At 40.1% G+C, this 26,372-nt stretch carries 21 protein-coding genes, 1 pseudogene and 1 other annotated feature; of the genes and pseudogenes, 3 read left to right on the plus strand and 19 right to left on the minus strand.

From position 1 onward, the window contains the following. Positions 1–20: 20 nt before the first annotated feature. The 7 genes from IEW05_RS09385 to ilvB form a co-directional block, all read right to left on the minus strand. Entirely contained in the window at positions 21–2,090 is a 2,070-nt protein-coding gene (locus tag IEW05_RS09385; RefSeq protein WP_188538025.1) for a bifunctional aldolase/short-chain dehydrogenase, read from the minus strand. Positions 2,091–2,411: 321 nt separating this feature from the next. Further along, positions 2,412–3,947 carry an ABC-F family ATP-binding cassette domain-containing protein gene (locus IEW05_RS09390; RefSeq protein ID WP_188538028.1) on the minus strand — a complete coding sequence of 512 codons (1,536 nt, stop codon included), beginning with the start codon at positions 3,945–3,947 and terminating at the stop codon, positions 2,412–2,414. Positions 3,948–4,326: 379 nt separating this feature from the next. Next, positions 4,327–4,953, minus strand: a complete 627-nt coding sequence (locus IEW05_RS09395; protein ID WP_308420395.1) for an NAD(P)/FAD-dependent oxidoreductase — start codon at positions 4,951–4,953, stop codon at positions 4,327–4,329. 21 nt (positions 4,954–4,974) lie between these two features. After that, a complete protein-coding gene (locus tag IEW05_RS09400) occupies positions 4,975–7,407 on the minus strand; it encodes a heavy metal translocating P-type ATPase (RefSeq protein WP_188538030.1) in 2,433 nt (810 codons plus the stop codon). 234 nt (positions 7,408–7,641) lie between these two features. Beyond that, positions 7,642–7,965 (minus strand): metal-sensitive transcriptional regulator, encoded by a 324-nt coding sequence (locus IEW05_RS09405; protein ID WP_188538032.1) that lies wholly within the window; start codon positions 7,963–7,965, stop codon positions 7,642–7,644. Between the two features lie 78 nt (positions 7,966–8,043). After that, complete coding sequence (gene csaA, locus IEW05_RS09410; RefSeq protein WP_188538034.1) at positions 8,044–8,373, minus strand: chaperone CsaA; 330 nt, start codon at positions 8,371–8,373, stop codon at positions 8,044–8,046. 23 nt (positions 8,374–8,396) lie between these two features. Continuing rightward, positions 8,397–10,127, minus strand: coding sequence for a biosynthetic-type acetolactate synthase large subunit (ilvB, locus tag IEW05_RS09415; RefSeq protein WP_188538036.1), 1,731 nt, complete (start codon positions 10,125–10,127; stop codon positions 8,397–8,399). A 396-nt stretch (positions 10,128–10,523) separates the two neighbouring features. After that, positions 10,524–10,808: a binding site (T-box leader), on the minus strand. Between the two features lie 137 nt (positions 10,809–10,945). Between ilvB and IEW05_RS09420 the strand changes: the two genes are divergently transcribed. Together IEW05_RS09420 and IEW05_RS09425 are read left to right on the plus strand one after the other, a co-directional pair. Continuing rightward, positions 10,946–11,152 (plus strand): hypothetical protein, encoded by a 207-nt coding sequence (locus tag IEW05_RS09420; protein WP_188538038.1) that lies wholly within the window; start codon positions 10,946–10,948, stop codon positions 11,150–11,152. A 114-nt stretch (positions 11,153–11,266) separates the two neighbouring features. Next, complete coding sequence (locus IEW05_RS09425; RefSeq protein ID WP_188538040.1) at positions 11,267–12,277, plus strand: YeiH family protein; 1,011 nt, start codon at positions 11,267–11,269, stop codon at positions 12,275–12,277. Between the two features lie 56 nt (positions 12,278–12,333). Here the strand turns inward: IEW05_RS09425 and gshAB are convergent, their stop codons facing one another. The 5 genes from gshAB to IEW05_RS09450 all read right to left on the minus strand — a co-directional run bounded on the left by gshAB (position 12,334) and on the right by IEW05_RS09450 (position 17,945). After that, positions 12,334–14,685: a bifunctional glutamate--cysteine ligase GshA/glutathione synthetase GshB gene (gene gshAB, locus IEW05_RS09430; RefSeq protein WP_188538042.1), complete on the minus strand. Its 2,352-nt coding sequence runs from the start codon at positions 14,683–14,685 to the stop codon at positions 12,334–12,336. A gap of 19 nt (positions 14,686–14,704) precedes the next feature. Then, the gene (locus IEW05_RS09435) at positions 14,705–16,048 is read right to left on the minus strand and encodes an MATE family efflux transporter (protein ID WP_188538044.1); all 1,344 of its coding nucleotides are present in this window, start codon (positions 16,046–16,048) and stop codon (positions 14,705–14,707) included. 64 nt (positions 16,049–16,112) lie between these two features. Further along, positions 16,113–16,535 (minus strand): arsenate reductase (thioredoxin), encoded by a 423-nt coding sequence (arsC, locus tag IEW05_RS09440; protein WP_188538047.1) that lies wholly within the window; start codon positions 16,533–16,535, stop codon positions 16,113–16,115. Positions 16,536–16,559: 24 nt separating this feature from the next. Next, complete coding sequence (gene arsB / locus IEW05_RS09445; RefSeq protein WP_188538048.1) at positions 16,560–17,609, minus strand: ACR3 family arsenite efflux transporter; 1,050 nt, start codon at positions 17,607–17,609, stop codon at positions 16,560–16,562. 15 nt (positions 17,610–17,624) lie between these two features. Beyond that, positions 17,625–17,945, minus strand: a complete 321-nt coding sequence (locus IEW05_RS09450; RefSeq protein ID WP_229753318.1) for an ArsR/SmtB family transcription factor — start codon at positions 17,943–17,945, stop codon at positions 17,625–17,627. A 217-nt stretch (positions 17,946–18,162) separates the two neighbouring features. On the opposite strand from IEW05_RS09450, the gene IEW05_RS09455 reads away from it, so the two are divergent. After that, entirely contained in the window at positions 18,163–18,969 is an 807-nt protein-coding gene (locus IEW05_RS09455) for a class I SAM-dependent methyltransferase (protein WP_188538052.1), read from the plus strand. A 388-nt stretch (positions 18,970–19,357) separates the two neighbouring features. On the opposite strand, the gene IEW05_RS09460 is transcribed toward IEW05_RS09455, so the two are convergent. The 7 genes and pseudogenes from IEW05_RS09460 to IEW05_RS09490 all read right to left on the minus strand — a co-directional run bounded on the left by IEW05_RS09460 (position 19,358) and on the right by IEW05_RS09490 (position 26,264). After that, entirely contained in the window at positions 19,358–21,391 is a 2,034-nt protein-coding gene (locus IEW05_RS09460) for a DUF5054 domain-containing protein (protein ID WP_194434110.1), read from the minus strand. A gap of 545 nt (positions 21,392–21,936) precedes the next feature. Next, positions 21,937–22,050 (minus strand): annotated as a pseudogene (locus tag IEW05_RS26075) (helix-turn-helix domain-containing protein); the annotation flags it as partial. 206 nt (positions 22,051–22,256) lie between these two features. Further along, positions 22,257–22,799: a dihydrofolate reductase family protein gene (locus IEW05_RS09470; RefSeq protein ID WP_188538056.1), complete on the minus strand. Its 543-nt coding sequence runs from the start codon at positions 22,797–22,799 to the stop codon at positions 22,257–22,259. A 133-nt stretch (positions 22,800–22,932) separates the two neighbouring features. Continuing rightward, positions 22,933–23,478: a CueP family metal-binding protein gene (locus IEW05_RS09475; RefSeq protein WP_188538058.1), complete on the minus strand. Its 546-nt coding sequence runs from the start codon at positions 23,476–23,478 to the stop codon at positions 22,933–22,935. Between the two features lie 167 nt (positions 23,479–23,645). After that, entirely contained in the window at positions 23,646–24,554 is a 909-nt protein-coding gene (locus IEW05_RS09480) for a sensor histidine kinase (RefSeq protein WP_373285827.1), read from the minus strand. 11 nt (positions 24,555–24,565) lie between these two features. Continuing rightward, on the minus strand, positions 24,566–25,375 hold the full coding sequence (locus tag IEW05_RS09485; RefSeq protein ID WP_229753320.1) for an ABC transporter permease: 810 nt from the start codon (positions 25,373–25,375) through the stop codon (positions 24,566–24,568). Then, on the minus strand, positions 25,356–26,264 hold the full coding sequence (locus IEW05_RS09490) for an ABC transporter ATP-binding protein (RefSeq protein ID WP_308420396.1): 909 nt from the start codon (positions 26,262–26,264) through the stop codon (positions 25,356–25,358). The genes IEW05_RS09485 and IEW05_RS09490 overlap by 20 nt, the downstream gene beginning before the upstream one ends. Positions 26,265–26,372 lie beyond the last annotated feature (108 nt).

Below are 26,372 nucleotides of genomic sequence, written 5' to 3' on the forward strand. Positions count from 1 at the left end.
ATCATTGAAGCGATCTGACGTTATCGTGTAAATGCTGCGGGAACCCCTCCGTCGATGGTTAACATGCATCCTGTTGTTTTGGATGATTTGGAAGATGCAAGAAAAGCGATTCCTTCGGCAATATCCCTTGGATAAATATTGACCTGAAGTGTCGTCCGTTTGCGATAATATTCTTCCAACTGCTCCGGTTCAATCCCGTATGCTGCAGCACGCTCATTACGCCAGCCGGAGTTCCATATCGCGGATCCTTGTAGTATTGCATCTGGTAGCACTGTGTTTACCCGAATTCCGTATTCGCCGCCTTCGGCTGCAATGCAGCGGGCCAAATGCGCTTCCAAAGCTTTGGCGGCACTGTATGCAGAGGCATTTTTTCCAGCATAGATCGAATTTTTTGAACCAACGAATACCATACTTCCGCCAAAAGCTTGCTGCTTCATCACCTTAAAAGCTTCTCGTGCCACCAAAAAATATCCTGTGCCTAACACATTGATATTCAGGTTCCATTCGCTAAGCGAAGTTTCATCGAATGGACTAGATGTGGCGAGACCCGCGTTATTTACGATAATATCAACGCCCCCATAGGCAAGAGTTGCTTCCATATATGCTCCTTGTACCTCTGCTTCTTTAGTAACATCCATCTTGACGGCAGTCGCACGTACCTCACCGAACTTCTCGTTGATTTCATTTGCAACTTTTTGCGCACCTTCTAGATTCAAATCGGCCAGGATAACATGAGCGCCTTCGGACACGAGGCGGCGAGCTGTTTCACTACCGATCCCACCTGCCCCACCTGTTATGAACGCGATCTGACGTGAGAATTCCGCTTCCGCAGGGGCAAGGGATAACTTATAGAGCTCAAGTGGCCAATATTCCACGTTATAAGATTCATTTTCACTCAGCGATACGAAATTCCCCAGTGCGGTTGCTCCCTTTATTACCGCGATGGCTCGGTGGTACAATGTCCCGCTGACTTTGGACATCGCATGGTTTTTTCCGGTATTAATCATACCGAGACCGGGAATTAGAATGACGCGCGGGGCAGGTTCGAACATGATGTCTCCATCATTTTTGTTCCGCTCAAAATAGGCTTTATATTGTTCTTTATAACTCTTGATCCCTTCTTTCAGCTTGTTCTTCAAGCCTTCCACATCTTCGACATTTGGCGTCCAGTCAATAAATAGTGGAGTCACCTTCGTATGTACAAGATGATCTGGGCAAGCAGCTCCGACTTGGGAGAGCACGGAGGAATTTTTGCCACAGGCAAAAGCCAACACGTCTTCATCATCGTCAAAGGTAAGGATCAATTTCTTCTCGCTACTGACAGCACCTCGGATTGTCGGCATCACAAGAGCTGCAAGGTTTCGGCGGGCATCAGCTGATAGCGGGGTATGCTTTCTCCCTCCGAATAGTTTGTCGTTATCAACTATTGATTCGATATAAGATTCCGCTAGGTTAATGATTTTAATAGTCTGGGCGTAACAAGCTTCAGAGGTATCTCCCCAAGTTACTAGACCATGCTTCTCCATCAGTACCAATTCAGCATTCGGATTAGCAAGCACGCCTTCCGCAATCATTTTTGATAGCGTAAATCCGGGACGTATATAGGGCACCCATACAAATCGATCTCCAAAAATCCGTTCAGCAATCTCCTTTCCGTTATCCGCACAGCAAATGCTGATAATTGCATCCGGATGGGTATGATCAACATGAGGAAATGGAAGGAAAGCATGCAGTAGTGTCTCGATTGAAGCTCTCGGGTGCTTGGCATCGAACATGCAATGACCCAAATATGCAACCATGTCCTCATCGTTCATTTCATCCAACTGAAATAATTGCGAGATATCCTCCAGCTTGAGCCCAGTAAAATTGTTGGCTTTCATTGTTGCCAGGTCTGAGCCGCTGCCCTTAACATACATTACTTCTATATCCCGCCCACGAAAATCCGTTATCGTGGTTTTGGATGAGGTATTCCCTCCTCCCCAATTACAAACCCGTCGATCAGATCCGATCAGATTGGAGCGGTAAACGAGTTGATCTAGTCCGTCATGCTGCTGCGGGGATTGGGTCTGATCCCACAGGTTTTGTACCATGTTTATTTCCTCCTCATTTGTTTTTATTTATTTTTATTTGTATTTGTTTGTTATATTAACATGTTTGTTTATATTTGAATATAACAATTTCAAAAATAAACAAAAGAGATATTTAAAATTTATTTAGCTTTAATAATCATTATTTGTTCCAAAGTGCAACACGTTCTTTGATGAGTGTTTTATAGATGTTACTCATTTTAAGCGCAAAAAAAGAGCTGCCTTTTGGCAGCTCCTAACCCAATTCTATTGGAAGCAGGACTACAATATGTGTGGGTACCAGCCTTTCAGTGGTTAATGATATCAACACAGTTCATTGTTAAATTAACACCAATCTTGTATTCGCCATATCTGTGTGACCCAACCCTGATAGAACTCCGGCTCATGCGAGACAAGTAGAATGGTACCTTTATATTTCTTGAGTGCTTCTTGAAGTGCCACTTTGGCGTGAACATCTAAATGGTTAGTGGGTTCATCTAGTACCAGCATATTGCTATTGGTTAGCATAAGCTCACTTAAACGAACTTTGGTTTGTTCTCCCCCACTCAAGGTGTTTAGTGGCTGCCTAATATGCTTTTCAGTCAGACCGGATCTGGCCAATATTTGCCGTACTTCTTTTTGGGCAAGATTGGGATGGGCTGACCAAACCCGCTCCAGCGCACTTTGTGAAGAGGCAAAGTCCTCTTGAACAAAATAAGCCGCATTCAAACGTTCTCCGAATTGGACTGTACCGCTAATCGGTCTCATATAACCGAGCAACGTTTTGAGCATGGTGGATTTACCAATTCCATTATAGCCAATGATGGCAATTTTATCGCCGCGTTTCACCAGGAGATCCAAAGGTCCGAATAATGGTTCGGTATATCCGATACGGATATTTGATGCCTCAAGTACCTTACTTACGGGATCGGTATGCACTTCAAATGCGAATTGAGGTTTTGGATTTGTTGTCGGTTTATCAATTCGCTCCATTCTTCCCAGCACTTTCTCACGACTTTGCGCTTGTTTGGCATTTCGATTTCGGTTTTTCCGAATGAAGCTTTCAAGCTTGTCGATTTCTTTTTGCTGCCGTTCGTATGTCTCGTACAATTGTTTCTTGCCTAGCTCATAATTTCTTTGGAATTCCACGTAATTCCCAGTGTAACGTTGAATTGTTTGATGCTCGAGATGATAGATCACGTTAGTAATTTGGTTTAGAAAGTGCTCATCATGCGAAACAACCAAATAAGCATGTTTATAATTTTTTAAATAGTTGGCCAGCCATTCAATATGGATGTCATCCAAATAATTAGTCGGTTCATCAAGCAACAGTACGTCCGGTTCTTCCAGTAATAACTTACCTAATAATAATTTGGTACGCTGACCGCCACTAAGCTGTTCGACATCACGATCTTTGCCAAGTTCTAGAATGCCTAACCCAGCAGCAACCTCTTCGATTTTCATATCGAGTTGATAGAAACCGGTATCCTCTAATTGATTCTGTAGCTTACCATATTGCGCTAGCATCTGTTCCAGTTGTTCTTCGTCTGAATTTGACATTTGATTGGCAAGCTGCAGTATGTTTCTTTCGAGATCATACAAATGGGTAAAAGCGCTTTGAAAATACTGCATAATTGTTGTTCCGGCCTGTAGATCGATATGCTGTTGCAGAAAACCTACTTTGACACGGGACATCCATTCTATTTTGCCTGCATCAGGTAGTATTTCCCCGGTAAGTATGCGCAGGAGTGTCGATTTTCCTGCACCATTACTACCTACTAGACCTGCTCGTTCTCCTGGGAGCAAACAGAAATCTATATTTTGAAAAATATGTTTATCCCCATATGCATGGGTCACTTGTGATACGGATAATATACTCAATTTTGTTCTCTCCTTTTTGCTTGTGTTCCAAGCCAACAAGAGAGAACAGCTTGATAAAGCTTATATTCATTTAATTTCTTGGCTCATAGAAAATAAACGCAAAAAATGGGTACAGCGAACTTACGCCATACCCATGACAAATCCTAATTTGCATGAAAGGAATAGGTTCTTTATCTACTGTTCTTCGGTTGGCTTATCGTTAAAATGGACAGACTTCACCCGTCTTAAGCCAGCTACCGTTTTAGAACAGTTGATAAAAAAAACATTTCCTTCCACCTCATTTAAATTCATTATTGTTACTAAGTCGAAATATTATTATAAATTGTTTACCCTGTCAAGAAGCTATATTTAAGATTCAAACCCAACTAGGCCGAATCCACTACCCCGCAATAAGTTGTTGCAGCTGTTCTAGCGTAACACGATCAATGAATTTCTTGAATTTTTCTTTTCCTTTGGCATTGTCCTTATAGAATTGGATCAATGTTGTCACCACTGAAACGATTTGATCTTCGGTTAGACCAGATACAAGCGATTGTGCGATTGAAGTCTTAAGACCTTTAGGTTCTCCTCCAACAAAAATCTCATAGGTATTACGCATTTTGACAACGCTGATGTCTTTCAACAAAGGTTCACTCGTCCCGAGTGCACAACCCGCATAACCAATCTTAAGTGGCATAGGTGTTTCAATACCTGCAATGGACTGATTTAATCGCCTCGCTACTTCCAGACCTGCTTCCTCAGCCCCCTTGCAAAAATTACAGGCGATTAAGCTTTTGGTCACAAAACCAGCAGGGTGAACTTCCATACCTGAACGCCTCAGTTCTTCTGTAATCAGCATTTGTTGTTCAAGAGGGACTTCCAAATAAAGCTGTTTAAAAGGTGTCATTTCGATTTTGGCATCTGTACCTAGGGCAGCTCCTATTGTAGCAAGCTGCTCTGGCGTAAATAAACTCCCTCCCACCTGAATTGGTGGGGATACCGCAATTTTCATCGTTTCTCCCATCATCGTTCTCCTCCCAATAGATGATTAGTTACGGATCTGCACACGTTGTAAACGAAGTGCATTAAGAACGACGGAAACCGAGCTGAGTGCCATTGCTGCACCTGCTACCCATGGAGCCAATAAACCGAGGGCAGCAATCGGAATACCAAGTGTGTTGTAACCGAGTGCCCAGAAGAGATTTTGTTTGATATTGGTCATGGTTTTACGACTCATATAAATGGCGTCCGGTATACTGGATAGATCGCCACGCATCAAAGTTACATCTGCAGCTTCCATTGCCACATCCGTACCTGTGCCGATAGCCATACCAATGTCTGCTGTTGCAAGAGCTGGTGCATCGTTGATGCCATCGCCAACCATGGCAACCTTCTTACCTTGTGCTTGTAATTTTTTTACTTCGTCCGCTTTACCTTCTGGAAGAACCTCAGCAAGTATATGATCAATACCAACTTGAGCCGCGATCGCTTTTGCCGTCCGTTCGTTATCTCCGGTGATCATGATGACCTCTATACCCATTTCCTTCAACCGACTGACCGCAGCCTTCGAGGTCTCTTTGATGGTATCTGCTACTGCTACCATACCCGCGTACCCTTTATCTATGGCAACAAGCATCGCTGTTTTTCCCGATTCTTCTAATGTAGACATTGTGTTATATGCATGGTCTGCATCTACACCGTACTTATCCATGAGACGTCTTGTGCCAATCAACAACTCTTTGCCTTCAACAATCGCCTTGATCCCAAAGCCCGGAATAGCTTCAAAAGATTCTGTTCCTGGTAGATCTATATTTCTGTCCATAATACCAGTAACAATGGCTTCTGCGAGTGGATGTTCAGAGTTTTTTTCCGCCGCACCCACAAGTCTAAGAAATTCCGTTTCATTTCCATTGACTAAGATATCAGTAAGTTCAGGTTTTCCTTTCGTTACGGTGCCTGTTTTATCGAGAATGATCGTGTCAATCTTATGTGTCTGTTCTAAATGCTCCCCACCCTTGAACAGGATTCCCAGCTCAGCTGCACGTCCGGAACCCGCCATAATGGAGGTAGGTGTTGCCAGGCCCAAAGCACAAGGACATGCAATAACAAGAATTGCGATTGCTTTTTCTAAGGAACCTGCAAAGTCACCCGGTGTTACGAAGAAGTACCATATCAAAAATGCAACTACGGCGATCCCTACAACAATAGGTACAAAGATTCCAGAAATGACGTCGGCAACCCTTTGAATAGGTGCTTTGGAACCTTGTGCTTCTTCTACAACTTTAATGATTTGCGCGAGTGCGGTTTCTTTCCCTACTTTAGTTGCCTTAATCCGCAGCATGCCGTTTTTGTTAATCGTCGCACCAATAACGGTATCTCCTGCTTTTTTCTCAACAGGGAGGCTTTCGCCTGTCAGCATTGATTCATCTACCGACGATATACCTTCTAGAACTTCACCGTCTACAGGTACTTTATTACCTGGGCGAACAAGTACAATATCACCTGCAACAACTTCCTCTACAGGAATGCTTAGCTCTTGACCCTCGCGGACAACCAAAGCAGTCTTGGCTTGCAGTCCCATCAGGGATTTAATCGCTTCAGACGTCCGGCCCTTTGCCATAGATTCAAACAATTTCCCCATGAGTACGAGGGTAATCAGTACAGCACTTGTTTCATAATACATCTCTGGTCCGTGATGTGCGTTACCGCCATCAATCGCCCAAACTATGGTTAGATATAGGCTATAAAAATAAGCCGCGGAGGTTCCGAGTGAAACCAGTACATCCATGTTGGCACTGCCGTTACGTAATGCTTTATAGGCACCGATATAAAATTGTCTGCCGATATAAAATTGAACCGGTGTTGCCAATATCAATTGGAACCATGGATTCATAAAGAGGTCCGGTAACCAAATCCACGATGTGAACGAAAAGTGGCTCACCATAGCCCATAACAAAGGTAATGACAGAATCGCAGAGATCAGGAGTTTACGCTTTTGTTTGGACAATTCTTTGTTCCGCTGTTCTGATGGATCACCTTGTTCTTGCTTCAGAATGGCTTTATATCCGATCTTCTCCACTCGCTTCTGCATATCGGACACGGTCACTTCAACCGGGTTATATTCGACATGAGCGAGTTCCATGGCAAAGTTAACGTTGGCCGTACTTACGCCCGGTATTTTGTTCAGCGTTTTCTCAATTCTCGTAGCGCAGGCAGCACAGGTCATACCTTCGAGTTGTAAATCTACAGACTCTTTCGCCGTACTATAGCCAAGTTTCTGAATGCTCTCTTCCATCTTATTAACATCAACTTTACTTGGGTCATAAGTTACGGTCGCTCTCTCCATGGCAAAGTTAACATTGGCTTCTGTTACACCTTCTAGTTTGTTTAAGCCCTTTTCAATACGGTTTGCACAAGCAGCACAAGTCATTCCCGTGATCTGTAATGAAGTTTGTGATTTTCCCGCTTCAGCAGTTGCCATTATATAAACACCTCACTTTTATATTGCGAATCCTTGTTTTCGTAAATTTAGTATACCCCCCTACCCTATATTCGTCAAGATATATTTTCATTAGCTCGTCTTGATATCCACCGTTACTATCAGTAATTTAGGGCGGTCCTCTTTGTTTGTATACCCAAAAATGAACGAACTTATCATGTTATTATGAATTGAAACAAACAAAAAAGGAGTCTCGCGAACTCCTTTTGTCCTACCTTATTTCAATAATTTTTTTACGGTAACCAATAACTCATCTATAACTTCATCTTCACCATCCTGAATACGTTCGATGACACAGCTCTTCATGTGATGCTCTAACAGGAGTTTGCCGACACCGTTCAGTGCGGATTGGACTGAAGCGATTTGATTGAGCACGTCGTCACAATAAGTGTCTTTTTCAATTAATCCCTTAATTCCTCTCACTTGACCTTCAATTCGGTTAAGGCGACTAATCAAGCTGTTTTTCGTTTTTTCAGAATGATGACTTTTTCGCTTATCTGTGTGACATGATCCATTCTCGTGAGTTAAATCTTCTTCCATCCTCCGAACACTCCTTCCTTCATACTATTATTATACTATAGCCCCCTATGCTATACAAAATTAAAATTTAACAAAAGCTTATGCGATCGGAGTGCCATTTTCAACGGGTACATCTGGCTTTAATAGAACAACGTCTCCCTCCGCTGGAGTACCACCAATAACTAATACCTCAGATTTAAAACCTGCGATACGTCTTACTGGAAAGTTAACTACCGCTATGACTTGACGACCAATAAGAAGTTCTGGTTCATATCTTTGCGTTATTTGAGCCGAAGATTGTTTAATACCCATCTCACCAAAATCAATTTCTAATTTTATTGCAGGTTTTCTGGCTTCAGGAAATGGTTCAGCTTTGATTACAGTGCCGACACGAATATCTAATTTTAAAAAGTCCTCAATGGTTACCACTTAAGTTACCTCCAATATTTTAATCAATCAAAATTCCCCATGATCATCTGATCTAATGTCGTTCCAGCGAGAACCATAGGATATACATTCTCTTCTTTGGGTATTACAAACTCAACAAGTACGGGTCCAGGAATTTTCAGAGCTTCTTGCCATATATGAGCCGCCTCCGCTTTATTACTTGCACGAAAGCCCTTAATTCCGTAAGCTTCGGCTAGCTTCACGAAATTTGGACTACCTGCTAAGTCTATCTGGCTATAACGTTTGTCGTATACGATTTCCTGTTGTTGTTTGACCATTCCGAGTACTTGATTGTTGATCACGACAATTTTAACAGGAATCTGATGAATTGCACAAATTGCCATTTCTTGAGCACACATCTGCATACCCCCATCACCGTTGACAGAGATCACAAGTCGGTCAGGGTTTCCGATCTGAGCACCAATAGCAGAGGGAAATCCAAATCCCATGGTTCCAAGTCCTCCTGAGGTGATGAGTGAACGCGGATGATTAAATTTGTAAAATTGGGCAACCCACATTTGGTGCTGGCCAACATCAGTGGTAATAATCGCTTCTCCTCCAGTTGTTTCATGAATCATCTCAATTACAAACTGTGGCTTCAGCTTCGACTCAGAGTCTTTATATCGCAATGGATGCTTTGTTTTATTTTCCTGGATCGTATCGATCCAACGATTGGATTGAGAAGGTACTGCTTTTGTATTGGCATATTTGAGAACATCCTTAATATCGCCTATACAAGCTATATTCGCTTTGATGTTCTTGCCAATTTCAGCTGGATCAATGTCAATATGGACAATTTGTTTGGCACAAGGAGCAAAACCATCTACTTTCATCGTAACTCGATCATCAAATCGTGATCCCATAGAAATGATCAAGTCAGCTTGCTGGATAGCCATGTTCGCCGTATACGTACCATGATGGCCAAGCATTCCCAGCCAGAGGTCGTGACCGCTTAGGAAACCTCCTAAGCCAAGTAATGTAGATGTTACAGGAATTTTAGTTAGCTCGACGAACTCAAGCAATTCATTTGATGCATTCGAATAAACGACCCCACCCCCAGCAATAATGATCGGTTTTTCGGCTGCGGCAATTGCCTGAATCAATCGATCTATCTCCATCCGATTAATACTTGGATAAGGATTATACCCTCGTAAATTTATATCAGTAGTAGGTTGATATAGCATTTTATAATTGGATACATCTTTTGGAATGTCGATTAATACGGGACCTTTCCTTCCCGTGTTGGCAATGTAAAATGCTTCATGGATGATTCGCGGAAGGTCATGTACATCACGTACCAAGTAACTATGCTTCGTAATGGACATGGTAATACTCATGATATCTGCTTCCTGAAATGCATCCATACCCATAACGGTTGTTGGCACATTACCTGTAATGATCACAAGCGGTACAGAATCCATATAAGCCGTGGCAATTCCAGTCACTAAGTTTGTCGCTCCTGGACCAGAGGTAGCGATGCACACACCTACTTTTCCTGTCGACCTAGCGTAACCATCTGCAGCGTGAATAGCCCCTTGCTCATGCCGGGTCAACACGTGTTTGAACTCTGGATTGTTCACCATGGCATCATAAATGTAAAGGACGTTACCTCCTGGGTACCCAAATACACACTCAACACCTTCCTTTAACAATCCGCGTAAAAGAACCTCTGAACCGGTTATTAATTCCTCAGAATGCTGAAGCGATTGAGCTTTAGATATCGATATCTTTTCCATTTGATGACCTCCTATAATATAAATAACCCCTCTCATCCAAAGGTGACAGCAATCAACTGCCAACCTAGGGACGAAAGGGGTAAACTTTCGTGGTACCACCCTGATTCACTGAAACCTTTCGATTCCAGTCTCATGAGGTAAAGGTCACCCTATACCTACAGCACGATAACGTGTGCCAATCCGTTTGAGTCTACTCACTGAACCAAAAGCTATGCTAAGATTCTGTTTTCGAACAAAAGCTCCGAGATGACATCATACAAGGCTTAAGGCAAAGGTTTCAGCATTCCCTTTACTCTCTGAACATAAGAACCTCTGTATTTTATTCTCATCATTGCTTTTTTGTATTGAAAAATAACAAACCCCTCTCATCTCAAGGCGACAGCATGCATCTGTCAACCTAGGGACGAAAGGGGTAAATTTTCGTGGTACCACCCTGATTCACTGAAACCTTACGATTTCAGTCTCATGAGGTAAAGGTCTCCCTCTACCTACAGCACGATAACGTGTGCTAATCCGTTTGAGTCTACTCACTGAACCTAAAGCTATGCTAAATGCTAAGATTCAGATTTCGAACAAAAGCTCCGAGATGACATCATACAAGGTTTATGGCGAAGGTTCCAGCATTCCCTTAGCTCTCTGAACATAAAGACCATTGTATTTTATTCTCATCATTGCTTTTTTTTGATTATGATATCACAAATTTAGAATGTTTCAAGTCCATGAATTATATAATTTATGTTTTTAAATGTTCTAGTTGACCTTCTGTTTAATATCCGATAAAATCACTGTATATTATCGGGATAAAGGAGATGTATTCCATGCCTCGTGTTTGCCCTCAATGCCAACAAGCCACTTCTCTGAATGATTTCATTTGTTCCCATTGTGGCGTCGAGCTTATCGATAACGGGGAACTCCTTAACTCGCTTAATCTAAACGATAATCCTTCCAAGCAACGGATGATCCCTACCATATTTATATTAGTCGTCATAGCTATTTCCGTATTCCTGTTGAAATTCCTATTATAATGATTCCTAATGATAACCATTAGTTATTTGTATTTGCCTTTCTATCATTCTTCTCTTACGATGTAAATTGATCATTCATCCAATAATACATCATTTGTGAGAGGAACCAACAGCATGACTACGTTAAGAAAATTAGTCCCCGGACTACTCCTCGTTATCGTCATCTCTATCATTTCTGCCCAATTAGGTTCTATTCTTCCCTTAGTCGGTGGTCCAGTTTTCGGTCTATTGATTGGTATTCTATTGAATAATTCGGTTGGTAAACCTAAAAATACCCTTAGCGGTGTCCAATTTAGCTCCAAGAAAGTACTGCAATGGTCGATTATCGTCATTGGTTGTAATATGAGTCTAGCTAGTGTTTGGAGTACGGGGGTACAATCGTTAGCTGTGTTATTATCTAGCTTACTTGCAGCATTTCTAGCTGCTTATTTTTTTGGGAAGCTCCTTAAAATACCTACTCGATTGAAAATACTCATTGGTGTCGGTACGGCGATATGCGGTGGATCGGCGATCGCAGCCACTTCCCCGATTATCGAAGCTGAAGAAACCGAGATTGCTTATTCCATTTCAACCATTTTTATGTTCAATATCGCAGCTGTGCTATTGTTTCCGTGGATTGGACACTTCATCGGGTTATCAGATACAGGCTTTGGATTGTGGGCAGGAACTGCGATTAACGACACGTCATCGGTCGTCGCAGCTGGGTATATGTATAGTAATGCCGCAGGAGACTATGCTACCATTGTCAAACTTGTTCGAACGACGTTTATTATACCGATTACGTTCTGTCTTGCTATGATTTTTGCGAGAAAGAAAAGACAGCAACAACAGATGGACGGCTCCACTGAAACCTATAATCCGCTGAAGGTTTTTCCGTGGTTTATCGTTTGGTTTTTAGTGGCTTCTCTATTAAACACGATTGGACTATTCGGAGAGGAATTCTTAACTTTCACAGGACATGCCTCGAAGTTCATGATTATCATGGCCTTAACGGCGATAGGTCTCAGCGCAAATTTTAGATCCATGCTAAAAACCGGGGTTCGTCCCATTCTATTTGGCCTCATCGTATGGTTTTCTGTTGCTGCAGTAAGCTTATCAGTTCAATGGATAAGTGCACAGTTGTAGTGCAAGTTACAGTAATTTAAAAAGGAGCTGGATACGTCCAACTCCTTTTTTGTGTATCAATCAGTGTTTGTGCCAAACAATAAATCTAGAATCTTCTCGTCCGCTTTACGATTGCTCCCTTTATAAGGATAACAGTGAATATGGATCGCTGGGTTAAAGTTGATTTCAATAAAACTATAATTAGATTCCGTTGCTTCTACTTCAATATTATCAATCATCATATCCACACCGCATATCGTTGCACCCGCAGCTTTAGCGGCTTGAATGGCGAGGTTCTTATAGCTATCAGGAATCTCATCTGTAAAATCAATGCTATCTCCACCGGTACTAATATTCGAATTCTCCCGCAAGTATATAATCTCTCCAGACTGAGGTATATCACGCCAACTGTTGGAATGATTTTTTAGGAACATCTCTTCAGCTTCACCTAATTGAATTTGTTCAAGCGGCGTCTTATATCCACGACCTCTTAGCGGATCTTTATTCTTGTCACGAACTAGCTCCTCTATTGTGTGAACCCCATCTCCTACTACATTGGCAGGAACACGATGGAGAATCCCAACAACCTCATCACCCATGACAAGGAAGCGATATTCTTTACCTGCTATGAACTCCTCTAGAAGAACAGTTCGATCATATTCAAAGGCGATTTGGAAAGCTTTTTGATAGTCTTCTTTAGAAAATTCACGATTAAAAATGGTGATTCCTAATCCGAAATTTGTTGATTTGGGTTTGATCACAATGGATTTGTCCAGGTATGATGGATATGTGGACATCGCTTCCTCAAGACTCTGAAATGCTTCTCCTTTTGGAACACGTATTCCGTGTTGCTGAAGGACTTTTTTCGTCACAATTTTATTCTCCATAATCAAAACCGTGCTATAGGAATCTAGTGATGTTTTCGTGGCTTGTTTTACATATTCGTTGCGGTCCCCTTTTGTCAGAAGCACAAAGTTTTCATCCCTATCCAGCATTTTAAACCTTATACCTCGTTTGACAGCAGCCTTTAAAAGTAACTGCGTTGATAATTCAAGATCCTCATATCCAACGAAGCGGTAACCGTTTTGGGCACTTTCTTTGGCATACTGCTTTGCTTTATCCAAATGATAAGATAGAAAGGATGATTCTTGAATGTCAGACTTTACGATGGCAGCAAAGCTCAATTCGGAATGAAGAATTTTTTCTTTTTCTTTATCTAAAATGTGTAAATACGCTTCTTTCTCCATAGGCATCAAGAGTGACACCATTTCCTGCATCTCTTCGATACAAATCAATGCGGTCTTCTCCATCGTTGCGCCATCATCGTCATGATCATGAAGACAACCCTTTATACCTTCCATGATCAATTGATCATGATTCAAGTCTGCCAGCTTTTGATCCTCTACACTAAAGGGCTCATCTTTCTTAAGCAGCATAAATACGATAAACAAGTGAATGAATTGCATCGTCTCTTTGCTAATTCCAATTTTAAATAGTGGATTCAAATCGATAAACCGAAGCTCTAAATATGCAACTCCAACATGTACAAGCTCCTGTAATGGATGTTCACCTTTCACTGTCTTCACTCTAACCGGACTGTAAAATTCCTTGACACTTAGAAGTTGCTGGGCATGAATCAACTCAGTCAAGTCATGAACATATTCATCCATCGAATTATAGGATACATATAGAGGTTTTTCATTCCGATAACCACATTCACTATTACGAAGTGAATTCATATTAGGGAAATGAACGCTATTGGGGTCAAGCGGCTCTCCTTTTGCGACGCATCTTTCAATATAGGTCTTATCAAATACAGGACTTGCTCCTGTTAAATAGATAAGAAGCCAACGATATCTCAATAAATTGCGTGCTACTTTAAAATAAATAGCATTTTTAAATTCCTTGTACTCTTTATATTCTTTGTGCCCAATATCTGTTTCATATAATTGTCTTAGAAATCTTTCGTCAAAAGAGAAGTTATAATGGATTCCGCTCAGTAACTGTCTTTTGCGACCATATTTGTCTGCCAGTTCAGCCCTATAGTTGTCCTCAATGGGGTCATTCATTTGCGCGATTGGTATTTCATGATCTTCAGGTAGTTGAGGTGGATTGCTGCTCGGCCATAGGAATTCACCATCCAGTTCCATTGACACAATGTCTTGCAAAGCTTCCATGAAACGATAGGTCTCATCGATTGAATCGAAAGACGGAGTGATCATTTCAATTTGACTTTCTGAGAAATCGGTTTGGATATAAGGGTTATCCAGTTTATTACCGAAAGCTTTAGGATGTGGTGTTATTGCCAATCTCCCGTCACGATCAACTCTAACATTTTCTTTTTCTAGACCAAATTGCCCTTTCATGAGTTCTTTACTTAATTTATGATCGATTAATTGCTGTATCCATTTATGATTCAACGAAGGCATTTTAACTACCGTCCTTTGATTAAATATGAATTTGCGATAGGTTTATTCTACGTAAAGTTACCCTAAACCATAAGACTAGAATAACTCCCTTGAAAATACTAGTCAGCGCTATGGACATCCACACACCGTTTAACCCGTAAGGACCCGATAATAGTATGGCCAGTGGTATCCTTAATGCTGTTAACAAAATGCTGAATATCGGAGGGATATGGGTTTTACCAATACCATTAAAAGCCCCCACTGTCATCAGTTCCATACACATGAACAATTGCGAATAACCAATGATACGCATATAATTGGCACCTAACTCTAGACTGGTCTGATCGGAAAGAAACAGTGAGAAGAGTTGTGCCGGGAATATAATAAACACTAGAGAAATGATGATACCAAAGATTGTTGTCAACATTAGAGCTTTGCGATAACCTTGCTTAATACGATCTAATCGGCGAGCTCCATAATTCTGGCCAAAGAAAGCGGCAATCGCTCCTTGAAGACCTCCAATAGTCATATAGGAGATAGATTCAATTTGAATTCCCACTTTTTGCACTGCAATCGCATCAGAACCAAATCGGACAATGATTTTAGCAATGATAATGGAGATGATTGTAAATGTAACTCGTTGAATCGTTATCGGTAGACCAATTCGGATGACTTCTTTCATTTGACGACGATCCCAACCGGTACGAGGAGAGATCAACTCCATGTTTCTTGTTTTGATAATAAATAAACTTGTCACTACGATATTAGCCGTTAATGTTGCAATGGCTGCCCCTGCCACTCCCCAACCAGCAAAACTACCGAACCCAAAGATGAAGAGTGGATCAAGGACGATATTCAACACTAGTCCAATCGTAAAGATCTGAAACGGTTGCTTACTATTACCCATGGAATTTAAGATCGTAGCATATAAGGTGTTGAGAATTGAAAATACAGTTCCGATGGTCGATATCAATAGAAATTGCTTCGCCATCCCTGCTACTTCCGGACTGCTAAGATCAAAGAATCCAATGAGCTGATTATTAGTGAACATGATGAAGATCATATAGATAAGTCCCATTAAGATAGACATGATAAACCCGTTCTTTATATACGTTTTAGCTTTATCATCTTGACCGGAACCCATACTTTGAGAAACTTTGATTCCTGTACCGATTGTGATCATGGTGGCTAGAGCGATTGCTAAATTAATGAAAAAGCTTGCAGTGCCAATCGCTGCAACGGGGCCACTTCCTAATCTCCCAACCCAAATCATATCGACAAGACCATAGGTCGTGGAGATGAAGTTCGTTGCAATAATGGGAATCGTTAATTTCATTAGGGTGCTCATAATAGAGCCTTGAGTCAAATCATTTGTGCCTTTCATGTCAAGTTGTACTCCTTCATAACCTCATTTAAAAACCGACCACAAGGGTCGGTTACTGCATGGATTATTTCCCTTCAGTTAAGAATTGTTCAATTCTTACCTTAATGGCATCTCGGACATTACGAAATTGATCCATAATTTCTTCTTCTGTGCCTGTAGCTTTCGCTGGATCATCAAATCCCCAATGCCATTTAATTACCTTCTCGTTCGATATGACCGGACAATGATCGTCTGCATGACCACAAAGTGTAATAATGTAATCTGCTCTGTTTAAGATGTTAGAATCAATAACATCGGAGGTATGATGGGTAATATCTATACCTGCTTCTTGCATTACAAGAATGGCCCTAGGATTTAGTCCATGAGATTCTAAGCCAGCACTTTTCACTTCATATCGGTCTCCACCGAGCATTTGCAAAAACCCATCCGCAATCTGACTTCGACATGAGTTTCCTGTGCAAAGAAAATAAACTAGTGGTTTGTTCATTATTATCTCTCCCTTTTATTTACTTCATGATGGTTTGAAATACTTTCGTTGGATCCAAAGTGATACATTTACAAGACCAATTAATACTGGGACTTCAACTAACGGACCAATAACGGCAGCAAAGGCAACTCCTGATTCCAATCCAAATACACCGATAGCTACTGCAATCGCTAATTCAAAATTGTTACTAGCAGCTGTAAATGATAATGAGGTTGCCACAGGATAAGATGTTCCAGATCTTTTAGACAAGAAAAAAGAAAGAACGAACATCAACACAAAATAGATCACCATCGGAATTGCAATTCGCACGACATCCAGTGGAAGTTGAACGATTAATTCTGCTTTTAGCGTAAACATCAACACAATCGTGAAAAGTAAAGCTATTAAAGCTAATGGGCTGATTCTTGGAATAAAAACTTGCTGATACCAACCTTCTCCTTTGAGCTTAATCCCAATTACACGTGTTAATAAGCCGGCAGCAAAGGGTATACCCAGATAAATGAGCACACTCTCCGCAATTTGTCCCATGGAAATGTCCACTACCGTTCCGCTTGCACCAAACCATCCAGGTAATACGGTGATGAACACATAAGTAAATACAGAGTAGAACAATATCTGAAATATGGAGTTGAAAGCGACAAGACCAGCAGTGTATTCTGGGTCTCCTTTCGCTAAATCACTCCAAACGAGTACCATTGCGATACACCTTGCAAGTCCGATCATGATCAATCCGATCATATATTCTGGCATATCACTTAGAAAAAGAATGGCTAATAAAAACATAAGTATCGGCCCAATGATCCAGTTTTGCACCAGGGACAATAATAGAACTTTCCAATCTTTAAACACTCGTCCAAGTTTCTCATACTTCACTTTTGCAAGCGGTGGATACATCATGATAATTAGGCCTATGGCGATGGGGATTGAAGTTGTTCCGACCTGCATACTTGATAATTCATCTGAGAAATTGGGGACGATGTATCCAAGGCCGATTCCGATAGCCATCGCTCCAAAAATCCAAAACGTGAGATAACGGTCCAAAAAGGATAATCTCTTTGGCTTTCCTTGATTCATATGTAGTTCCCCTCCTTACTCACATACTTTTGCGTTTATCATCAATTGCACCTCTTCAGATAACTTAGGTAAATATTGAAGCACATCATGTAAGTGTGGTTTATCCTCAATATGGAGTGAATAATAAATCCATTGTCCTCTACGCTCTTCTCGAACTAAACCCGCATCCTTTAGTTTACGAAGATGTTGGCTCATATTGGGTTGGGTAGTCTCAAGCAACTCCACCAGATGGCAGACACACATTTCTTGCTGATATAGAATAGACACGATTTTCAGTCGAGTTTTATCTCCTAGTAACTTAAACTGCTCCGCCATTTCTTCTATAGTAATCGTCACCTTGTACTCACTCCTTTCTAATTTCAGATTCATTATATAACTACATGCTTATATAATCAACTATTTATATGTTAATTTAATGAGCTGGTCATGTCTACGAAATCAAATGTACACCAAGTGGGAGATTTTAGGTGGATTTGTTCATGGGCAAATGGTAGATTGATCTAAGGATAATACTTTTATACTCATATTATTTATATTTGAGGAGAGTGTCTGCATGGACAATAATTCTGTTAATAGAACAAACATTATGGGCGCTGGCGAGGTTGGCTGCGCCATCTCGGTCGATATGGACAGGGATTCTATTCATAATACAAACAAAACCTTATGGGATACAAAAGGAAATGAAATCATAGGAACAACCGCGCTTCCTTTCTATGGATCATTTGTCTCAGAAGAAAAATGCCAACTTTTTGGCGATGTTTCAGGGAAAAAGATGCTAGAGATAGGCTGTGGAAGTGGTCAATCTTTGCAATATCAGGGAGAACACAAGGCATCAGAACTATGGGGTATGGATATATCAGAAAACCAACTCGAAAAAACAAGGGAATATTTGACGACATGCGGTCTTTCAGCAAAATTAATCTGTTCTCCCATGGAAGAGGAATGTGGTATACCCGAGGATTATTTTGACTTTGTTTATTCGATTTATGCCATAGGCTGGACCACCGACCTTGAGGGTACTTTTTGCCGAATTGCTTCTTATCTAAAAAAAGACGGCGTATTTATTTTCAGTTGGTCTCACCCTATACATAAATGTGTTGTTGCAGAAAATGATATGCTTGTTTTTAAAAAATGTTATTTCGATGAATCTTGGTATTCGGTAAGTCTTGACGAAAGTACGCTAACATTATCAGACCGTAAACTATCAACCTATGTGAATGCGCTCTCAAAAGCTGGGTTTGTCATTGAACAAATGATTGAGGAATCTGATGATGAAATTATGCAATCCCGGGATGATAACTTTTCAAAAAAAGCAAAGATGCTTCCTGTAACTTTTATAATCAAAGCAAGAAAACTATAGTATCCAATCAGCGGTTCCTCAGTTATAAAACAAGTGATCCCAACAAAAAGACCGCGTATCTACGTGGTCAAGCCCCAATATTGTAGACAATGACAAAAGCCCTATAAACTGAACTATTTAATGACAAAGCGGCATACCAAGAAAAAATTCTGGTCTGCCGCTTCAATGATTCCACTATCGTTCCCGTTAGAGTAACGACCTAGCCTGAGAATACTTTATCAAACACATCTTGAAGGAATATCGCTTAAACGGTCTAAATGTACCTAAAAAATAGTCTAGATAAGAGAATAAACTGTTTTTTTTGATGAAGAGGCATCGGCGTATGCCCATTTCCAGTGTAATAATCGTTTACCCTGTGAACAGAGTGAATTATGTTCGCAGGAAATTTTTATCCCAACACTAACTCAAAACGAGCGAAAATATCTTCTTCATACCACATCGTAAAATTAGTTCCCCATGTTGTATTCAATAGTGTAAACGTAAATTTATTGTTGTCTTGATGGTATTTGTTGTTATAACTTAGATTGTTATTTGTTCCGATTCCCAATAGAGGGGCATCAATAGGTTTAATATTGATTTTTTTATCGCTACCATCGTAAATTAACTCTTCAATCATGTGTTGCAACTTGTTCCCGTGACCTACCACTTCAAAAGGTGAAATAACGGTATCAATTTTACGAATCTTAGTTAAGTATGGCGAATTTAAACGTGGTGTAATGTCAAAAGAATAAATTTCTGGATAACGAATTGCATCTTTATCCTTTAATAAAAGTGCAATTTCAACTTTATCTCCAAATTGATATTTAACCTTTACAACTCTTGGAGCACCATACTCCTCCACAGCTCTTTGGCTATACTTTAAAGTTACAATAATCGAATCATTTTCCTTAACTAATTTCACAACATGTGGTGTAAAATTTTCATTCAATTGAATGCGTTTTTGAATTTCCATTCCTGGCTTTAAGAAGTCAATTGCCCACCAATTATGTTGTAATTCACGCAAATAGTTGTAACGTAGGTTATCATAGTCGTTTTGCCCAGCAATTGTATAGCTCAGAACCCCGAGTTTGTTGTCCTGATCAAAGTAAAGTGTTCCATCCTTTTCTAAGTGGTTAATTGAACCATCGCTAGTAAACATAACTTGATACCCGTTTACCGAAATCAATTCTTCCAAACCACATTCAATACCTTGGTTTTCAAAGATATGATATGGAACTTCGATAAGTTTTTTAATGTTATTTTGATCTTTAGGCTCCAAACAAGCTATTGCACGATCAACGTTCTTGCGTTGTTCTTTCCATGAAGACTCATAAAATTTGTACGAACGATCAGTCCACTCATTATAAGTGAATTGCATTTCGCCAACAGTTGCATCTTTAACAATTCCATAAGCGTAGGTTAAATCAAGATCGGTAATTTGGTCTAAACTACGCGCTCGCTCAAAGTCTTTCTTTTCATAATTCATATAGTCACTAAAATAGCGTTTGATATCCATTCCCCAAGTATGCTCTGGAACTAACATCGCATAGAAATTAGCATCATCATTTTCTATTTTGTTATCAAGCATGTAATTAGTTAAAATCCGATAATCACGAATGATTTTCGGATCAGACATCATTCCGTGAATCCAAGTGTCCCCAATCTCCTCTGTAATAACTGGCAGTTGGTCACGTACTTCCCAAATTTCATTAGCAAACTGATCCATTGAAGTCATTTCAAGCTCATAGTCTGGATACTCATTCGCCATTTTTGACAAAAAGACGTTAATTTTCTCTTTTGTTCCTGGACCACTATTATCATGAGTATGCATAAACGCCAGCTTGTTATCCATGCAATCAATTCCGATTACGCCACCATAGTCGTCTGAATAAGAGACAATGATCTCACTTTCGCCATTCTTCCATAGAAATGTATCTGGAACTTCTGGAATTGAGCTCGAGCCATTTACACCAATGTGTAGGAATTTAATTCCTTGACGATATAACTCATCAACAATCCCGATCGTATGTCCTGGGACGTCAGTCATCTTTGCGCTTGTTGTTTTGTATCCATAACGAGCATCTAACTTCTTTGAGATTGAAGTCATGTAATGTAAAGTTTGAGGTGTCATAGTTTCAGATTCAAACGTACACGGGATTGCGTGCCAGCGAATGTAACCTTTCTTTATGGCGTCGTCTAGCTTTTTACAAGCTTCTTCATCCATGTTTTTGAAGTAATATTCAATAATAAAGCTACCTGTTGTCCAAACAAAGTCTTTGCCCTCTTTTCTTAAGTCTTCAGCTAAAGTGATTGCGTTTTGAATGTAATCATGGCAATACTTGTGCAAGACATTTTCTGCTAAATCGGTAAAACCAATGTCAAAATGAGTTTTGTTTACCACATAGATTTTTTTCATTTCTATAATCACGCCTTTCTTAGTCATAATACGTCGTGAAATAATTGCTTTCAGGATTTTACTCCACTTTTGTTTTTACAAGATTCGGCCATTCCAATTCGGACTCTGAATCATGATCTCTCATAAAACACCTCTTAATAATTAATTATTGGTATTTCACTTAACATCTCTCCGCATATTGTGGGGTATTCGAATTAATAATAGCTCATTCCATACGTCAAGTATTTATTATATACAGACACATCTTTATAAAATCCGGACATTTTAATGTGTCTACCACCTCTTTCATACGATAAAATCTGATATAACCAAATCAATCGCGAAAAAGTCATTAATACACTAATTGAATTGTTTAATTAAACTGCCTGTTAGCTTAATGAAGTTCAGTTCACGATTCAAGAGGTTTGGAGAAACTCTGCTATCTGATTGCGCGGCTTGATAATTATTGAAGTAGGGACGTTTAGCGCGAATGATAGATCTAATACCCATTTCTTGCTTTGCATCAGACGTAATACTTTCTTATGGTTCACCTTATCATCGTACTGTCGTTCTAACTCACCTTGGATTCTCCTTTAGCCTTGCTTCCTAAACTTATACACCCATTTACGAACTCTATCTTTATCTTGTATTCCATACTTCTCAGTAATTTGCCTGTACGTCCATTTATCCTCCTCATGTAAACGTACGGCCTCCTTCTTTACTTCCTATGTATATGATTTATTGGGTGCTCTCTTTTTCTCAAAAAAAATACACCCCTTAAGTATCATCGGTTTCCCATATGGATTGGGTTTTTCCAATGTCTACTATAAGGGGTGCACATCAACGCGGTCCCAATGTTTATATGTTCTTGTCCTTAACTTGTGCATTTGAATTAAAGTAATAAACGCACTAATTATACTTTTTGATAAGTGAGTACAACGACACCAGATTCTAACGTCTTCGTATCCACCAATTTCAATACAGTTGTGTCTAGCCCTGCATCAAATAGGCGTCTTCCGTTTCCTACCACAATGGGGAACACCATGAGCCGATATTCATCGATCAAGTTAAGCTTCATGAGACTCTGCACGAGCGTACAGCTTCCAAAAACAAGAATGTCTTTGCCAGGCTGTTTTTTGAGGTTGCTGATTTCGTCTTCCAGATTACCTTGGATCAGGCTTGAATTTTTCCACTCCACCTGATCCAAGGTCGTAGATACTACATGTTTTGGATAATCGTTCATCCATTGCCCATATTCCCCTGTTTGTTCAAGCATATTTGGCCATGCGGCTGCAAATCCTTCATAAGTTACTCGTCCCAACAGTAGCGCGTCGCTTGATTTGAGTTCTTCGTACTTGAACTTCTCCTGTCCTTCACAGGCAAACTGGAAAGTCCAGCTTGGATCCTCCATGACACCATCTAAGGTTACAAACTCCGATACAACAATTTTTCTCATTACCATTCTCCTTAGTCTTCTAGGAATATTGTTTGTTTTATGGCGATCCTTAGGTTAGTATTTTAACTCAAAAAGTGGTAGTTTAAAACTGAAACGTTTTAAACTACCACTTTTCTCAATGAAGGTTATTGTACTAAGTCAATTGCATTGTTGTAATACAAGTATTGTCTTGTTCGAACGTGGAAATTTCGGACTCTGCCGTTTTACCATCTTGTTCGATTGTTATGCGATATTTTGTGTCACGCGGGAGCCATAGATCGATAAATCCGTTAGATTGCGATTTCATGGCTTGTTCCAATACTACGTTGCCTTTCATATCTTCAATGGTTACATTAAACTCTTCTTCCGTCAGCTCTCCTTGGCAGCCAGTCAAGCTATGGATTGCACAAGGGTGAGTTTCCTCTTTAAATGGTCCGATAGAAAGAAAAAACTCATCTTTAGGTAAGTTATAGGTTACCTTCTTTACGTTACCCTCACTGACGATAAGTTCCGTCGATGTAATGGAAGCAGATTGATCTTTTATGTTACCAATGCTGTAATCATGTACTAATTTCTTAATGTCTTGTGCATTCAGATTATTGTTATTGGGTGCTTTATCTTTGGAGCTTCCAACAATCAAAAACGCTCCAATTGCAACGACAACCAATCCAGTAGTAGCTACCAAGATCTTTCTTCTCAACTTGTACTCATCCCCTTGTCTCATTCAATTTATTATTATCTGATAGCAGCGTACCCTACATTATCTCTCTTAGTATAACGAGTAGAACCGAGCTAGTACAATAAGCGAACCAGACATATATGTGAAATATTTGCAAATTATGTATTGTTAACTAATTATGAATTAGATCATTTTCCCTTTTCGCACAACGGAAGTTCAACTCGAATTTCAAGCATATTCCCTTGTAGAGTAGCGTTTGTATTACCACCCATTTGCTCTGTTAACAGTTTAACTATAGATAATCCTAGTCCTGTCGAGTTTCTTCTTGCAGTGTCAGCAGTATAGAAACGTTCAAACAGCCGAGTGACCTCAATATCAGCATTGTTATTCACTGGATTTTTAAAAGTAAGGACTGCGTTTTGCTTCGCGGAAAGATTCACTTCAATGTCACCTGCAGAATGTGTAATACCATTTCGTATTAGATTTTGAATAATTCTGATTGTGTATTCCCGGTCAACCATGATAAACACCGGAACGGTTTCTTTATAATGTAATGTTAAATTATTGTCTTCAAAACTATGAATGGATTCCGCAAGACACTCCGTTAATAGGTTGGATAGATTAAGTTGATTCATAGCTAGCTTCGGCTCTGCATTTACATGAAGCGAATACTCGAAAAAATGCTCGATCAAGTCACCTAACTTGTCAGCATATTTTTGCGCAACCCGAAGCTTCTCTTGTTGTTCTTCTGAGAGTGAACCTTTTGCTAGAAGTTGCTGATAACCTTTTATAGCAGTAAGTGGTGTCCTTAAATCATGAGATATATTGGCAACTTGCTCCTTAAAGCGCTTTTCCTCACGAATGCTATTCACACGTAGAGTTTCTTCTGCTTTCAAGCATTTATTGATATTAATAGCCAAAGCATTAAGTTCACTATTGAGTAGTTCCAGACTGATTGGCTGGCGTGTATTTTCATTCAAGCGTTTCGCCAACTGTCGGTTGATATTAGCCAATTGTAGTTGGAGAAAGACGATATATGCCATAAATAAAACAACTAGGATACTCAAAACTCCAACTACAATCGCCAATATATTCACCATCCTTTCTGCTACTTTACTTCTGTTCTTCTGAATGCGCTATATGTGATCGCAAGCATTACTATAATAAATAACAGACTTGCAGCTATTGCTTTGATGATGTCTCCCGCCGAGGTATCCAATGTCGTAAAGGCGTAGTTACCTCCAAATGGTGTACAGGAGAAAATAGTATCAAATATCGGTGAACTTTCGCTTATTCTAATCAATTGAGCACTAAGAATAGAAAATCCATAATAAATAGCAACCACGAGGACAGGCTTTTTAAGCACAAAAGCAAGTGGTATACAGATGCTTAATTGTGCTGCGTATACGATCAAGAGGGTCAACATGACAGCCAATAACTTCCATATCTCTGGTGCTGAAAAGGTTGTACTACCCTCTGTTGTCAATAGATTCAGGAATCCCACTCCAACGGAGCCCATGTCAAACTTGGAACCTATGCTAAGAGCAAATCCCGTTACAATGACATAAGGAAGCAAGATTAACGTTAAGGCACCGCCGAATACGATTGCCTTACTAACGATGATAGCCCCCCTGCTACTACCGCCTGAAATGGAAGCATGTATGGTCTTATTGTCAAAATCGCCACAAATAAAAATACCTGCGATCACAGCTCCGAGAATGCTAATCATGTTGATATCAGAGAACATGAACCCGATTCCGGTCATACTGGCATCGATCTTACCCTGTGGTATGAGATATGCCATCACTGCCATAATAACTGCACTTACCGTTGTGATGCTTAATATAATCTTAATTCCCATTGCTTTGCGCAATTTAAATAAGTCCGCTGTAATCAAATTAAGCATTCTGATCACCACCGATCATCGAGATAAAGTAGTTCTCAAGTGTATCTCCCTCATGAGAAAGGTTAGTAAGGACAATCCCATGTTCAAAGAGGACTCTGGATACCTGTTCTTTATCGTCTAGATAATCATAGAGCTTAACCGTTTTATCAGGCATTACCTTGTATTTCGTAGTATGTAATTCAATTTCCAGAACACTAACCAACTTTTCTGGCTGGTCGCAGCTTATCAGAAGATGATGCTGGCAACATTCATCAAGCTCAGCTAGGGTAAGCGTCTGCTTAATCTCTCCGTTATGAATGATGATATAATCAGTCGCCGTTTGATATAACTCTGGCAAGTTATGACTGGATATGAGGATTGTGATTTGTCGTTCCTCGCAAAGTTGTTTTAACAAATGACGGATTTCTACCACACCCAATGGGTCAAGCCCATTAATTGGCTCGTCCAATATCAATAATTCGGGACTGCTTAGGAGAGCGATGGCGATGCCCAAGCGCTGCTTCATGCCAAGCGAAAAGTTTTTGGCTTTCTTGTTACCTGTATTCGTAAGTCCAACAAGCTCTAGCAGTTCATCTTGGACTTCTTGATTAGGAATCCCGCGCATGATCCTGTGAAGTTTCAGGTTATCTTTGGCGGTCATGTTAGGAGTCAGACTGGGAGACTCAATCATGCATCCAATCCTTTTTCGTTCAACCTGTAAAGCTTTTTCACCGGTATGACCAAATAGTTCTATACTTCCACTTGTGGGGTAACTTAGACCGGATATCAGTTTCATTAGTGTACTCTTCCCAGCACCATTTTGTCCGATTAAGCCGTATATTTTACCAGCTTCTAAAGTCAATGAGACCTCATGTAGGGCATTGGCACCGTGATAACTCTTTGTTAGGTTATTTGTTTTCAAAATTGGTTTTATCACTGTTATTCACCTATCCTTTCTACATATAAGCGTAATGCCCAGAGGTTTAGAAAAGGTTAAGAGCAGCAAGATAAGTGTCTAGAAAGAGATAAT

It is taken from the genome of Paenibacillus segetis, assembly GCF_014639155.1.
Taxonomy (GTDB): Bacteria; Bacillota; Bacilli; order Paenibacillales; family Paenibacillaceae; genus Fontibacillus; species Fontibacillus segetis.

What these genes read in the sequence shown, in the direction of transcription:
- IEW05_RS09385 (WP_188538025.1), bottom strand. Translation starts at nt 2,090, where the DNA reads ATGGTACAAAACCTGTGGGATCAGACCCAATCCCCGCAGCAGCATGAC.
- IEW05_RS09395 (WP_308420395.1), bottom strand. Translation starts at nt 4,953, where the DNA reads ATGATGGGAGAAACGATGAAAATTGCGGTATCCCCACCAATTCAGGTG.
- IEW05_RS09400 (WP_188538030.1), bottom strand. Translation starts at nt 7,407, where the DNA reads ATGGCAACTGCTGAAGCGGGAAAATCACAAACTTCATTACAGATCACG.
- IEW05_RS09405 (WP_188538032.1), bottom strand. Translation starts at nt 7,965, where the DNA reads ATGGAAGAAGATTTAACTCACGAGAATGGATCATGTCACACAGATAAG.
- ilvB (WP_188538036.1), bottom strand. Translation starts at nt 10,127, where the DNA reads ATGGAAAAGATATCGATATCTAAAGCTCAATCGCTTCAGCATTCTGAG.
- IEW05_RS09420 (WP_188538038.1), top strand. Translation starts at nt 10,946, where the DNA reads ATGCCTCGTGTTTGCCCTCAATGCCAACAAGCCACTTCTCTGAATGAT.
- IEW05_RS09425 (WP_188538040.1), top strand. Translation starts at nt 11,267, where the DNA reads ATGACTACGTTAAGAAAATTAGTCCCCGGACTACTCCTCGTTATCGTC.
- gshAB (WP_188538042.1), bottom strand. Translation starts at nt 14,685, where the DNA reads ATGCCTTCGTTGAATCATAAATGGATACAGCAATTAATCGATCATAAA.
- IEW05_RS09435 (WP_188538044.1), bottom strand. Translation starts at nt 16,048, where the DNA reads ATGAAAGGCACAAATGATTTGACTCAAGGCTCTATTATGAGCACCCTA.
- arsC (WP_188538047.1), bottom strand. Translation starts at nt 16,535, where the DNA reads ATGAACAAACCACTAGTTTATTTTCTTTGCACAGGAAACTCATGTCGA.
- arsB (WP_188538048.1), bottom strand. Translation starts at nt 17,609, where the DNA reads ATGAATCAAGGAAAGCCAAAGAGATTATCCTTTTTGGACCGTTATCTC.
- IEW05_RS09455 (WP_188538052.1), top strand. Translation starts at nt 18,163, where the DNA reads ATGGACAATAATTCTGTTAATAGAACAAACATTATGGGCGCTGGCGAG.
- IEW05_RS09460 (WP_194434110.1), bottom strand. Translation starts at nt 21,391, where the DNA reads ATGACTAAGAAAGGCGTGATTATAGAAATGAAAAAAATCTATGTGGTA.
- IEW05_RS09470 (WP_188538056.1), bottom strand. Translation starts at nt 22,799, where the DNA reads ATGAGAAAAATTGTTGTATCGGAGTTTGTAACCTTAGATGGTGTCATG.